At 70.4% G+C, this 13,232-nt stretch carries 8 protein-coding genes; 6 read left to right on the top strand and 2 right to left on the bottom strand.

What is annotated here, in order from left to right; translation table 11 throughout:
• Window positions 1-44: 44 nt before the first annotated feature.
• Entirely contained in the window at window positions 45-1,664 is a 1,620-nt protein-coding gene (locus ACIPC1_RS03955; protein WP_402512982.1) for an NADH-ubiquinone oxidoreductase-F iron-sulfur binding region domain-containing protein, read from the bottom strand.
• The gene (locus ACIPC1_RS03950; protein WP_402512980.1) at window positions 1,661-2,962 is read right to left on the bottom strand and encodes a cytochrome b/b6 domain-containing protein; all 1,302 of its coding nucleotides are present in this window, start codon (window positions 2,960-2,962) and stop codon (window positions 1,661-1,663) included. Before ACIPC1_RS03950 ends, ACIPC1_RS03955 begins: the two co-directional genes overlap by 4 nt.
• Window positions 2,963-3,379: 417 nt before the next feature.
• Between ACIPC1_RS03950 and leuS the strand changes: the two genes are divergently transcribed.
• The 6 genes from leuS to ACIPC1_RS03920 all read left to right on the top strand — a co-directional run bounded on the left by leuS (window position 3,380) and on the right by ACIPC1_RS03920 (window position 13,219).
• On the top strand, window positions 3,380-6,268 hold the full coding sequence (gene leuS / locus ACIPC1_RS03945) for a leucine--tRNA ligase (protein WP_402512978.1): 2,889 nt from the start codon (window positions 3,380-3,382) through the stop codon (window positions 6,266-6,268).
• A 156-nt stretch (window positions 6,269-6,424) separates the two neighbouring features.
• Window positions 6,425-7,156 carry a hypothetical protein gene (locus ACIPC1_RS03940; RefSeq protein ID WP_402512977.1) on the top strand — a complete coding sequence of 244 codons (732 nt, stop codon included), beginning with the start codon at window positions 6,425-6,427 and terminating at the stop codon, window positions 7,154-7,156.
• A gap of 72 nt (window positions 7,157-7,228) precedes the next feature.
• Complete coding sequence (locus ACIPC1_RS03935; protein WP_402512976.1) at window positions 7,229-8,074, top strand: DegV family protein; 846 nt, start codon at window positions 7,229-7,231, stop codon at window positions 8,072-8,074.
• Window positions 8,075-8,503: 429 nt separating this feature from the next.
• Window positions 8,504-9,571, top strand: a complete 1,068-nt coding sequence (locus ACIPC1_RS03930) for a helix-hairpin-helix domain-containing protein (protein ID WP_402512974.1) — start codon at window positions 8,504-8,506, stop codon at window positions 9,569-9,571.
• 101 nt (window positions 9,572-9,672) lie between these two features.
• Complete coding sequence (locus ACIPC1_RS03925) at window positions 9,673-12,381, top strand: ComEC/Rec2 family competence protein (protein ID WP_402512972.1); 2,709 nt, start codon at window positions 9,673-9,675, stop codon at window positions 12,379-12,381.
• A 4-nt stretch (window positions 12,382-12,385) separates the two neighbouring features.
• Window positions 12,386-13,219 (top strand): arylamine N-acetyltransferase, encoded by an 834-nt coding sequence (locus tag ACIPC1_RS03920; protein WP_402512970.1) that lies wholly within the window; start codon window positions 12,386-12,388, stop codon window positions 13,217-13,219.
• The last annotated feature ends 13 nt before the right edge of the window (window positions 13,220-13,232 follow it).

The following is a 13,232-nucleotide window of genomic DNA, read 5'->3' as shown; positions in this document are numbered from 1 at the left end:
GTTGAAAGCGGGCCACCCTGATCGGGTGGCCCGCTTCTTCGTGTTCAGCGCCCGCTGCCGAGCGCCCGGCGGCCGCGCCCCTGGGAGAGCACGGGCAGGTTGTTGCGCGCCGGAGCGGAGGACCGGGTGTCCTCCTCCAGGCGCAGCGCCAGCGCCGGGCAGCGTCGTACGGCACGCAGGGCCTTCGCCTCCGCGTACCGGGGCACCGATGCCTGCGCGACGGTGGGGAAGCCGTCGGCGCCCAGTTCGAAGACCTCCGGAAGGATGTCCGCGCACAGGCCGTGGCCGCGGCACAGCGTCCAGTCGACGTAGATCTTCTGGCGGGGGGGACCCGCCTCCAGCTGGTTCTGGCCGCCCGGGATGCCCTTCGGGGTCTGGCCGCCCTCGAAGAGCGGCAGAACGCCCTCCACAGGCCTTCCGCAGCCGTTGCCGAGGACATGCGCGGCCAGGTCGTCGGTGAAGGCCTTGAGCGTCGACTCGATGAACATCGCGGAGCCGTCCGGGTGCGAGCACGCGCCGCGCCGTTTCACGGCCTTGGCGACCTGCTTGACGGCCTCCAGGGCGGCCGGGCCGCCGCCGTTGAGGATGTCCTCGAGGCCGCGGGCCGCGGCGGGCAGACCGAGGTAGCAGGGACCGCACTGCCCCGCGCTCTCCTCGGCAAGCCACTGGGCCACTCGCAGTGACTCCCCGAGCGGGCAGGTCTGCTGGGTGATCGGGAGAATCGCGCCGGCGCCGAGCGCACCGCCCACGGAGTCCAGGGAGTTGCGCGAGACGATCGCCTCGTTGACGGTCGCCGCGTCCAGCCACTTGCCGTGGTATCCGCCGGTCAGCACGCCCTGCGGCATGGGCGGGGCTCCCGCGAGCTGGAGCACGTACCGCAGTGGGACGCCGGTCGGGACCTCGATCACCATGGGGCGGGCGACGGCGCCGGAGACGGTCAGCATGACGGTGCCGGGCTCGTCGTACAGGCCGGTGTTGCGGTAGCGGTCGGGGCCGATGCGGGCGGCGATGGCCAGTTGGGCGAACGTCTCGGCGTTGGACAGCAGCGTGGGCGCGCCGCCGACGCCGGTCTGCGACGCGCTGACCTTGCGGCCGGGCGGGATGGCCGGGCCACCGTCGATGGAGCGGATCAGTGAGGCGGCAGCTCCAGTGACCATGCGTACGGGATTGCGCTGCACGCGCGCGCGGAGGGGCGATCCGCGCCGGTTGCTCAGGCCGCGCTCGGCCAGTGCGGCCTCCATGGACCGCTGGGTGGATTCACGGGTCACGCCGATCACGAGGGTTCGGGCGCCCATGGCCTCGGCGGCCAGCAGCGCGCCGTCCAGGATGAGGTGCGGGGCACGGTTGATGAGCACCGTGTCCTTGCGGCAGGCGGGCTCGTCCTCGCTTCCGTTGACGACGACCACGGGGCGGATGCCCTTCTTGATGGCCGATTCCGCGACGGAGCGCAGTTTTTTGGCGAAGGGGAAGCCCGCGCCGCCGCGGCCCTTCAGGGAGATCGCTTCGGCGAGGCCCGCGAGTTGCTCGCCGCCCATGGGTTCGAGCGGCCCGTGCACTTTGAGGTGCATGGGGAGGTCCAGTCGTTCAACCAGGTCGAAACCCGACGTGAGCTGCGGAAGTCCGACGACGCGGACTTCCGGGACGTCGGGCAGGGCCTCGTTCACTTAAAGCCTCCGGAAGGGGCGTTCCATGATTCACCGGAGCCAGGAGCGTCGAAGGCGCCCGGCAGTACTTCAGTCGTGGGACCGCTGTCGTACGTTTCGTTGTACGTGCCGTAGGCCTGGTTTGACTCACCGGTGTCGTACACATCACTTGTGCCGTACACGTTGGTGGCCGAATTGTCATAGACGGGGATGTTGTAGCCCGTGTCGTTGAGCGGGTCGTAGGCGGAGGGGGGCGCCGCACCGACCGGCGGCGGCGAGGGAATGGGCCAGCTGCCCGACGTGCTTCCGTTGTCGGCGGGCTGGAACGTCTGCGTGGGCTGCATGTCCATGGGCGCCTGGAAGCGCTCGGTCGCGTCGGGTCCCGGGGCGTTTGTGCCGGGCGTGCCGCCTCCGGAGACGGCACGGTAGGCGGCCGCGAAGCCGTTGCCTCCGGTGGCCGTGTTCGGGTCGTACGGGGCCTCGTACGGCTGCGCGGGGGACGCCATGCGCTGTGGGGGCGCGTACGTGTCCTGCGGAGACCGTCGGGGGGCGAAGCCCGGCTGCGACTGGCCCGAGGCGGCGGCACGGGATGCCTCCAGATCCTCGCGGGCGAAGCGGGTCCCGGTGCGGTTGTTCTCGCCGAGGATCGCGAGGATCCGCGCGGCGATGGCGCGCTTGAAGGGGCCGGAGGACGAGCGCAACGCCAGGGCGACCGCCACGAAGATCAGGCAGAGGCTGTACAGCACCGTGACGTAGGTCGCGGCGGGACGCCCCGCGTACAGGCCGTGCACCAGGGCCGAGCACCAGGCCGGGTACGCCAGCATGTGCACGGCTCGCCAGCGGGCCGCGACCGGCGCGGGGGACGCGAAGGCGCCGCGCAGCGCGCCGGTGACGGCTGTGAAGATCATGAGCAGGCCGGCCAGGGAGCCGAAGCCGATGAGACCGTTGGTGCCCGTGACGCCGAGCCCGAAGGGGACCACCGCGGCGAACAGTGTGGTGTGGTCCAGCACCAGCTTGACCGAGACGTGCAACAGGAGGAAGGCGACCGAGGACACTGCGGTCGTCCTGTGCACGGCCTGCGCGATCAGCCGCTGGCGCGTGTTGAGGAACAGTCGGTCGGTGGCGACGATTCCCCACACCACGGAGCAGGTGAGGGCGACCAGCGACAGCACGCCGGCGCCGAAGTTGAGGAAGTCGCGCAGGCCGTCACCTCCGACCAGCACGACCATGGGTATGAGCAGCAGCGCGGCAGCCGTCAGCGCCCCGTAAGCCGATCGGCCCGGTCGAGGGAGCGAGCTGTTCTTGCGAAGAGGGGTCATGGGGGTTACTCCCAAACAGTTCGGGGAAGCGGTCCCGAAGCCGCACTCTAAGTCGAGCCATACCTACGAGTGCGACGTTTGAGTTATTGCGTTGTTATCTAAGGGTGCTGGGGCCCTTGTGTTGTCCCTTAGAGTCCGTTACGCGAAGTAACATTTGAGCGCGGTTCAATTTTTTGTGACGATTCTGTGCAGTGGCACGGCGTGTCGGCCGGTCCTCGGAAGGTCGTCGCGGCCCGCGCGGGCGCTGCGGTACCCTGACGCCATGCGTGCCGTACGCCTTCTGCTTAGCGAGCCGCGCTGACCAGTCCCGGCCACTGACGAATCGTGGTCGGCATCGGCGCGGCGTCCCCTCCTGTGCGAGGGGTTTTTTCATTTCCTGAGCCGCTGGCAGAGACGATCGATGGAGCTTTGAGGATCATGAGCGAGACGAATACCGCTGCCGCCTCCGAGGTGGCCGCGCCGCACCGCTACACGGCCGCGCTGGCCGCTGAGATCGAGGCACGCTGGCAGGACTTCTGGGACGCCGAGGGGACGTACGAGGCGCCGAACCCGAGTGGGGACCTGGCGGGCGACCCCGGGCTGGTCGCCAAGCCCAAGAAGTTCATCATGGACATGTTCCCGTACCCCTCCGGTACGGGCCTGCACGTCGGCCACCCCCTGGGATACATCGCCACCGATGTATCCGCCCGGTACCAGCGCATGACGGGCCACAACGTCCTGCACACCCTGGGCTTCGACGCCTTCGGACTGCCCGCGGAGCAGCACGCCGTGTCGACGGGCGAGCACCCTCGGATCACCACCGAGGCGGCCATCAACAACATGAAGTCCCAGCTGCGTGCGCTGGGCCTGGGCCACGACAAGCGCCGGTCGTTCGCCACGATCGACCCGGACTACTACAAGTGGACCCAGTGGATCTTCCTGCAGATCTTCAACTCCTGGTACGACGACGAGGCGGACAAGGCCCGCCCGATCGCCGAGCTGGTCGCCCAGTTCGAGAGCGGCGAGCGTGCCGTACCGGCAACTGACGGCCACGCGCGCGCGTGGAACGAGCTGACCGCCACCGAGCGCGCCGACATCCTGAGCGAGTACCGCCTGGCGTACGCCTCCGACGCGCCCGTCAACTGGTCCCCCGGCCTGGGCACCGTACTGGCCAACGAGGAAGTCACCGCCGACGGCCGTTCCGAGCGGGGCAACTTCCCCGTCTTCAAGGCCAAGCTGCGCCAGTGGAACATGCGCATCACCGCGTACGCCGACCGGCTGCTGGCCGACCTGGACGCACTGGACTGGCCCGAGGCCATCAAACTGCAGCAGCGCAACTGGATCGGCCGCTCCGAGGGCGCCCGCGTCCACTTCCCGATCGACGGCGAGCGCATCACCGTCTTCACCACGCGTCCGGACACCCTGTTCGGTGCGACCTACATGGTGCTGGCGCCCGAGCACCCGCTGGTCGAGAAGTTCACCCCGGACGCGTGGCCCCAGGGCACGCACGAGGCGTGGACCGGCGGTCACGCGAGCCCGGCCGAGGCCGTCGCCGCGTACCGCGCGCAGGCCGCCTCCAAGTCGGACGTCGAGCGACAGGCCGAGGCCAAGGACAAGACCGGCGTCTTCATCGGCGCGTACGCGACCAACCCGGTCAACGGCGAACAGGTCCCGGTCTTCATCGCCGACTATGTCCTGATGGGCTACGGCACCGGCGCGATCATGGCCGTGCCGGCCGGCGACCAGCGCGACTTCGAGTTCGCGCGCGCCTTCGAGCTGCCGATCCACTGTGTCGTCGAGCCGACCGACGGCCGTGGCACCGACACGACGTCGTGGGAGAACGCCTTCGGGTCGTACGACGCGAAAATCATCAACTCCACCAACGACGAAATCTCCCTGGACGGCCTGGGCGTCGTCGAGGCCAAGGAACGCATCACCGAGTGGCTGACGGGCCGGGGCATCGGCGAGGGGACCGTCAACTTCCGGCTGCGTGACTGGCTGTTCAGCCGTCAGCGCTACTGGGGAGAGCCCTTCCCGATCGTCTACGACGAGGACGGCATCGCCCACCCGCTGCCCGAGTCGATGCTGCCGCTGGAACTGCCCGAGGTCGACGACTACTCGCCGCGCACCTTCGACCCGTACGACGCGAACACGTCCCCCGAGACGCCGCTGTCCCGCAACCAGGACTGGGTCGACGTCACGCTGGACCTGGGCGACGGCCGTGGTCCGCAGCGCTACCGACGCGAGACCAACACCATGCCCAACTGGGCCGGTTCCTGCTGGTACGAGCTGCGCTATCTGGACCCGCACAACGACCAGAAGCTGGTCGACCCGGCCATCGAGCAGTACTGGATGGGCCCGCGCGAGGGACAGCCGACCGGCGGCGTCGACCTGTACGTCGGCGGCGCCGAACACGCCGTACTGCACCTGCTGTACGCGCGCTTCTGGTCGAAGGTGCTGTTCGACCTGGGCCACATCTCCTCGGCCGAACCGTTCCACAAGCTGTTCAACCAGGGCATGATCCAGGCCTACGTGTACCGCGACAGCCGGGGTATCGCGGTGCCCGCCGCCGAGGTGGAGGAGCGCGACGGGGCGTACTACTACCAGGGCGAAAAGGTCTCCCGACTGCTGGGCAAGATGGGCAAGTCCCTGAAGAACGCGGTCACTCCGGACGAGATCTGCGCCGAGTACGGGGCGGACACGCTGCGCCTGTACGAGATGGCGATGGGCCCCCTGGACGTGTCGCGGCCGTGGGACACGCGCGCGGTGGTGGGCCAGTACCGGCTGCTGCAGCGGCTGTGGCGCAACGTCGTGGACGAGGTCTCCGGCGAGGTCACGGTCGTCGACTCCGCGGCCGGCGAGGACACTCTGCGCGCTCTGCACAAGGCCATCGACGGCGTACGCCAGGACCTGGAGGGCATGCGCTTCAACACCGCCATCGCCAAGGTCACCGAGCTGAACAACCACCTGACCAAGGCGGGCGGCGCCGTGTCGCGCACGGTCGCCGAACCCCTGGTGCTGCTGATCGCACCGCTGGCCCCGCACATCGCCGAGGAACTGTGGCGCAAGCTGGGCCACACCGACTCGGTCGTCCACCAGGACTTCCCCGTGGCCGACCCGGCGTATGTCGTGGACGAGGCCGTGACCTGCGTCGTCCAGATCAAGGGCAAGGTCAAGGCGCGCCTGGAGGTCTCCCCGTCGATCTCCGACGAGGAGCTGGAGAAGGTGGCACTGGCCGACGAGAAGGTCGTCGCCGCGCTGGGCGGTGCGGGGATCCGCAAGGTGATCGTGCGGGCACCGAAGCTGGTGAACATCGTTCCGGCGTAGCCGGAAGGACGGCAGTCGCCTGCTTTCGAGCGCGGTTGTCGGGGTAGTCCCCTACGGGCAGGTTCGGGGTTCTTCTGGAACTCCGGGTCTGCCCGTAGCGTTTACCGTTGAAGAGTGCCGCGGTGGCTGCCGCGACCTGTCCGGAGGAGGAGCGTGGTGGAAGCCGTGATCGCAGTAATCACCCTGCTCTTCCTGATGTTCGTGGGTTTGGGCGTGTATGCCACGGTGAAGGTGGTCGGTGCCGCCAAGCGAGGTGTGGACCGCACCATCGCGCAGGCCCGCCGCACCGTGGAGGACACCACCCTGCGCGCCAAGACACTCGCCCAGCCCGGCCCGCTCGGCGAGCTGGCCCAGCTCCGGCTGAAGCTGCGCGCCTCGATGCGGGCCACGCAGGACGCGCTGCACGCGGGCGTGACGGAGGACGAGTCCCTGAAGGAGTCCCTGGGCCTCTTCGGACGACTCAGCGTGCACGGGCAGGAACTGGACGCGGACCTCAAGCGCCTGGAGACCGAGCCCGACCGGCGCACGCTCATCTCGTTGCTGCCCGGACTGCGCGAGCGCACCGAGCGCATCACACACTCGGCGGACTCGCTGCGCTGGGCCGCACGGGACCGGGCCCACCGGTTCGCGGACGACGACCTGGACTCGCTGAGCGCACAGATAGACGTCGAGGCCGGCGCCCTGCGGCACTGGACCACGGAGCCGGAGCCCGACGCTCCCTGGCCCGAAGCGCCGGCGCCGGACGCGGCCTCCTCCGATCGACAGACCTGGCCCGACAGCCCCGAAGCCCGTATGGCCGAGGAGCCCACACGTCCTGCGATCACCCCGCCCGGACAGCGGCCCGCCTACCCCTGGCAGAAGAAGCCCCGCCCCGAGAGCACGACTTGATCCGGCCGCACCAGCCGCAGGTGGGAGGGGCCGGGCTGCCGACCGCATGCCCCGGCAGGTAACCTCCAGCTCATGTCCCGCCATGTCGCGATCGTCACCGATTCAACGGCCTACCTGCCGCCGCGGACGATGGAGCGCCACGGCATCACAGCGGTGCCCCTGACCGTGGTCCTCGGCGACCGGGCCCTTGAAGAGGGCACCGAGATCTCGGCCCGCTCCCTGGCCCAGGCGCTGCAGAAGCGGCGCCCCGTCACCACGTCACGGCCCAGCCCCGAAGTCTTCGCCGCGACCTACCGCAGGGTCGCCGAGTCGGGCGCCACCGGCATCGTGTCCCTCCATCTGTCGTCCGAGTTCTCGGGTACCTACGACGCCGCGGTCCTCGCCGCGCGGGAGGCTCCGGTACCCGTGCGTGTGGTGGACACCGGGATGGTCGCGATGGCGCTCGGCTTCTGTGCGCTGGCCGCGGCGGAGTCCGCGGAGGCGGGGGGCACGATCGACGAGGCGGTCACGGCCGCGGAGAAACGAGCCGCCGGCACCTCCGCGTACTTCTACGTCGACACCCTCGACTATCTGCGCCGCGGCGGCCGGATCGGAGCCGCGCAGGCGCTGCTGGGCTCCGCGCTCGCGGTCAAGCCGCTGTTGCAATTGGACGGCGGTCGTATCGAACTCCTGGAGAAGGTACGGACGGCGTCCAAGGCGATCGCCCGCCTGGAGGAGATCGTCGCCGACCGCGCGGGCAGCGCCCAGGTCGACATCGCCGTCCACCACCTCGCGGCACCCGACCGGGCCTCGGCCCTCGCGGACCGGCTGCGGGCGCGGGTGCCCGGTCTCGTGGACCTGCATGTCAGCGAGGTCGGCGCAGTGATCGGTGCACACACGGGGCCTGGGCTGCTGGGGGCGGTTGTCTCACCCCGGTGAGGCCAGAGGTGCGTGTGCGGTGTTCTGTGGCAGGTGTGGCTCCTGTGGGTGATGGAGTTATCCACAACTGAGCGCTAGTCCCCGGGAATTGAGCAAGATCATCGCGAAGTTGTCGAGGTGCTGGATCCTCGCCGCATGGCACTTCGATCACGTTCACACGCAGCCACTGCGACCAGCGGCCCGGGCCGCGGGCACCTCTCCGACGGCCGCACCCGCCATCGCCGTCGCCATGACCGGCACCGTCCCCGAAGCCGCGCCCGGCGCCGCGAGGCCTCGGCCGAGGCACTCCGCCTGCGCGCGGAGGCGCTCTTCGCCGAAAGGGCTGGAGAGCGGCAGGAGTTCGGGAACGGGAACGGGAGTGGGCCTCCGGGGGAGGGGGCGGGGGACTGGGATGTGGGGGATACCCCGAGGGGGAGAACTGCGGCGGGGATGGGCGTCGCTGATGTGTGGGGGGTTGAGGGGCGCGGCAGTGGGGTTTTGGACAGGGGTGAGGGCGAAGATGAGGGTGAGTCCGGGGTGCGGGGGGTCGGGGGCGAGGGTGGCTTCCGGGGGCGCACGCCGGGTGACCATGATGGTTTGCGGGGGAGCGGGGCGGAAGACCGTGAATCCTCCTGGGTGAGGTGGCGGGATGACCGTGACCCCTCTGCTGTGAGGTGGGCCGATAACCGTGATTCCTCCGCTGTGAGGTGGGCGGTTGACCGGGGTGCTTCAGGCGAGGGTGTGGCCGTTGACGCCGGTGTGCGTGGCGATGCTGCTTCCGGTGGCGCGGCGGAGGCGTGGCGGGATCGGGTCGGGCCCGCCGTGCGGGAGCGGATGCCGTTGTGGTTGCAGTCGCGATGCGGGCTTGAACGCAGAAGTGTGGTCGCCCTGAGCGTGCTGCTCGTCGTCGCTGCGGTCTTTGCCGTGCAGCACTTCTGGGTCGGCCGGACTCAGTCGGTGCGGGCTCCTGAGGTGGTACGGGCGGCGGCTCCGTTCGGCGAAGCGGCCGGACAGGCGAAGCAGCAGGAGTTGGCGCCGGATGCCGCGGCCGGGTCACCCGGCCCGGTCGGTGCGGCCGGGACCGTGATCGTGGTGGATGTCAGCGGCAAGGTGCGCAGCCCCGGACTCCAACGCCTGCGAACCGGTTCCCGCGTGGAGGACGCGCTGCGAGCCGCGGGCGGAGTGCGTCCGGGCACGAATACCGAAGGACTCAACCGCGCCCGCCTTCTCGTGGACGGCGAACAGGTCGCGGTCGGTGTGCCTGCGCTCGTCGGAGGATCAGGAACGGCCGGCAGCGCCGCATCCGTCGGCGGTGCCGCTCCCGCCGCTCCCGTCTCACTCACCACGGCCACCGTGGAGCAGCTCGACGGCCTCCCGGGCGTGGGCCCCGTCCTGGCCCAGCACATCGTCGACTATCGCACCCAGAACGGAGGCTTCCGCTCGGTGGACGAGCTTCGTGAGGTCAATGGGATCGGCGACCGCCGGTTCGCCGATCTTCGGAATCTGGTGCGGCCGTGAGCGGGCGGAGGGTTGTGCGCTTCGCTGGTGCTGGTGGTGCGGGGCCCGGGGGTGGTGCTGATGCCGGTGAGGCTGATGTCGGCGCCGTGAACCGGCGGGCTGTGCATGCTGCCTCGGGCCAGCGGCTGGGAGCCTCGAATCCCCGGGAGGAAGGGCCGACGGACTTACGGCTCGTGCCGCCCGCGATGGCAGCCTGGCTTACGGCAGCGGTGACGCTTGGGGGGCCGCCCGGGTGGGTCGCGGGCGTGGCGGTGGTCTGCCTGGTCGTGGGTGGGGCGTTGCTTATTGCGGGTCGAAGGGGGGCGCACCGCGACAGTGAGGAGGGACGCGCGGGACGACGATTCGGCTTCGGGGAAGGGCAACACGGGCGTCGGTTCCGGGAGGGGTTGGAGGGAAGCCGGTTCCGGGAGGGGGCGGAGGGAGGGCGGTTCCGAGATGGACTGGAGGGGCGTCGGTTCCGGGACGGGCCGGGGGTACGTCGGCTCGGTGAACGGCGAGAAGGGGTCCCCGGCGCCGATGGGCGCCGGGGAGAGCGGACGCATAGGTGGCCCCGGGTGTCTGTTGCCGCAGTGCTGCTGTGTGTCGCCGCGGCCGCTGCTTCCGCCGGGTTGCACGGGGCGGATCTGCGGCGGGGGCCCGTTCCTGCCCTGGCACGGCAGTACGCGCAGGTGACCGTCGAGGTCGAGGTCACCTCCGATGCACGGCTCACCCGACCACGGGTCAGGGGAGATCACGCGGCTCCGACGGCAGTGCTGCTCGATGCTGAGGTCCGGCGGCTGATGCGGGCGGACGGGACCGACGTGCTGATGCGTACACCGGTGCTGATGATCGTCGACGCCGGCTCGGCAAGGGGCTCGCCTCCGCTGTCCGGTGAGCGTTCGCCCTGGCTCTCGCTGCTGCCGTCCACGCGGTTGCGGGTTGCCGCGCGGCTCGCGCCCGCCCTGTCGGGTGGGGACGAGATCGCGGCGGTGTTGCGGGTGCGGGGGAGTGCGCCGCCGGAGGTGGTGGGGGAGCCATACGGGCCACAGCAATTCGCGGGTGGGCTGCGTGCGGGCTTGCGGGAGGCGACCGACGGACTGGACGCGGACGCGCGGGCGCTGCTTCCGGGGCTGGTTGTGGGGGACACAGCACGGGTCACACCGGAGTTGGACGAAGCGTTCAAGGCGACGGATCTCACGCATCTTCTCGCGGTCAGTGGCGGCAACTTCACGATCTTGCTCGCTCTTTTCATCGGACCACCTGGCCTCGCCCAGCGTGTCGAGCGGCGTGGGCTCGCACCGCGGCTCGGCGTACCGCTACGGGCCACCGCGCTGTTCGGCGGCGCGCTGACGCTCGGCTTCGTGATCGTGTGCCGACCGGACCCGAGTGTGCTGCGGGCCGCGGCCTGCGGATCGATCGCGCTGCTCGCCATCGCCACCGGGCGCCGCAGATCGCTGATCCCCGCGCTGGCCACGGCCGTCCTGCTCCTGGTGCTGTACGACCCCTGGCTGTCGCGCAGTTACGGCTTTGTGCTCTCCGTCCTGGCGACCGGTGCGCTGCTCACCCTGGCGCCACGATGGAGTGCCGCGCTCCAGAGGCGTCGGGTGCCGCCGCGCCTGGCCGAGGCGCTCGCCGCCGCCGGTGCTGCACAGGCCGTGTGCGCGCCCGTCGTCGCGGTCCTCTCGGCCAGGGTGAGTCTGGTGGCGGTGCCGTGCAATCTGCTCGCGGAGTTCGCGGTCGCGCCGGCCACGGTGCTGGGCTTCGCGACGCTGGCGACGGCCTCGGTGGCGATGCCTGCTGCCAAGGCTTTGGCGTGGTGCGCGAGTTGGCCCGTCCAGTGGATCGCGGACATCGCTCGTACCGGGGCGGCGCTGCCCGGCGGGGGAGTGGACTGGCCGGGCAGTTGGACGGGAGCGCTGCTGCTCGCCCTTGTGGTGGTGGCCGTGGTGCTCGTCGGGCGTCGGCTCCTGAGGTATCCGTGGCTGACTGGCGTCTGCGGGGTGCTGTTCCTGTTGGCCGTGGTGCAGCCGCCGCCGCTCACCAGAGTGATCACGGGGTGGCCACCGCCCGGCTGGCGGATGGCGATGTGCGACGTGGGGCAGGGAGACGCGACAGTGCTCGCCGCGGGTGCCGGTACGGCCGTGGTGGTGGACGCCGGGCCCGACCCGATACTGGTGGACCGGTGTCTGGGCGCGCTCGGAGTCACCCGCATTCCGCTCGTCGTACTCACGCATTTTCATGCAGATCATGTGGCGGGGCTGGAAGGTGTGCTGCGCGGGCGTTCGGTGGGTGCGATCGAGACGACCGGGTTCGAAGAGCCGGCGGACCAGGCCGAGTTCGTGAGACGGGAGGCCGCGGCACGGCACATCCCGGTGACGCGGGCCGTGTCGGGGGAACGGCGCCGCACGGGCGGTCTCGACTGGCAGGTGCTGTGGCCGCCGCCGAGTTCGGCCCCCACTCCGGATGGCCCGAACGACGCCAGTGTCACCCTGCTCGTACGGTCGGCGGGACTGCGGATGCTGCTGCTCGGCGATCTCGAACCTCCGGCTCAGCAGGCGTTGTTGAGATCGCCCGCGGCAGTTGAGCTGAGAGCCGTGGACGTGCTCAAGGTCGCCCATCATGGCTCGGCCTACCAGGACCCCGACCTGATACGCAGGGTGGCCCCGCGGCTCGCGCTCATCTCGTGCGGCGAGGACAACCCGTACGGGCATCCGGCGCCCAGCACCGTCGCGGCGCTGCGCGCCGGGGGTGCCGTGGTGCTGCGGACCGACGAGGACGGGGCGCTGGCGGTCGTAGGTGCGGGCGGCGGCCTGAGCGTGGCGAGACACTGAGCCCATGAATTCCGCACAGGCCGACGCCTACCTCCGCAGGATCGGGGCCCAGTACCCCGCGTGGCCCACCTCCGATGCGCTGCGTGAGCTTCACCGCCGCCATCTGGAGACGGTGCCGTTCGAGAACCTGTCGATTCACCTCGGTGAGGAGATCGTGCTGGAGGAGAAGAGGCTGCTGGACAAGCTGGTGGGGGCGCGCAGAGGTGGCTTCTGCTACGAACTGAACGGAGCGTTCGGGGCGTTGCTGGGAGCGCTGGGCTTCGATGTGACGCTGCTGGCGGGGCGGGTGTACGACGACGAGGCGCGGCTCGGGATTCCGTACGACCATCTCGCGCTGCGTGTGCGGACGGTGGACGGGGGTGACTGGCTGACCGACGTCGGGTTCGGGGCGCTCAGCCTCTACCCGCTGGCGTTCGGGGAGCGAGGGGAGCAGGAGGAGCCCGGGGGCATGTTCCGGGTCGTCGAGGCAGGGCCGGACGCAGCGGGGGTGCGGGGCGCCGGAGGGTCGCGTGAAAGGGAGGATCTCGATGTCATCCGGAACGGCAGGGTGCAGTACCGCTTGGAGGTACGGCCGCGGGTGCTCAAGGACTTCGTGACGGGGGTCTGGTGGCACAGCACCTCGCCGACGTCGCATTTCGCGCGGTCGTTGGTCTGTTCGCGGGTCACCGGGGACGGCGGCCGGATCACGCTCAGCGGTCGGAGCTTCACGGTGACGGCGCCTGACGGGGCGAAGGAGGTGTCGGAACTGGCCACGGACGAGGAGGTGCTGGCGACCTATCGCGAGCAGTTCGGGATCGAGCTGGGGGAGGTGCCGGAGGTACGGAAGGCGGAGAGGTGAGGGAGGTGAGGGA

Source organism: Streptomyces sp. NPDC087263 (assembly GCF_044744645.1).
GTDB lineage: Bacteria > Actinomycetota > Actinomycetes > Streptomycetales > Streptomycetaceae > Streptomyces.
The sequence above is the reverse complement of the archived record's forward strand: the minus strand, read 5'-3'. Positions and strand labels throughout refer to the sequence as shown.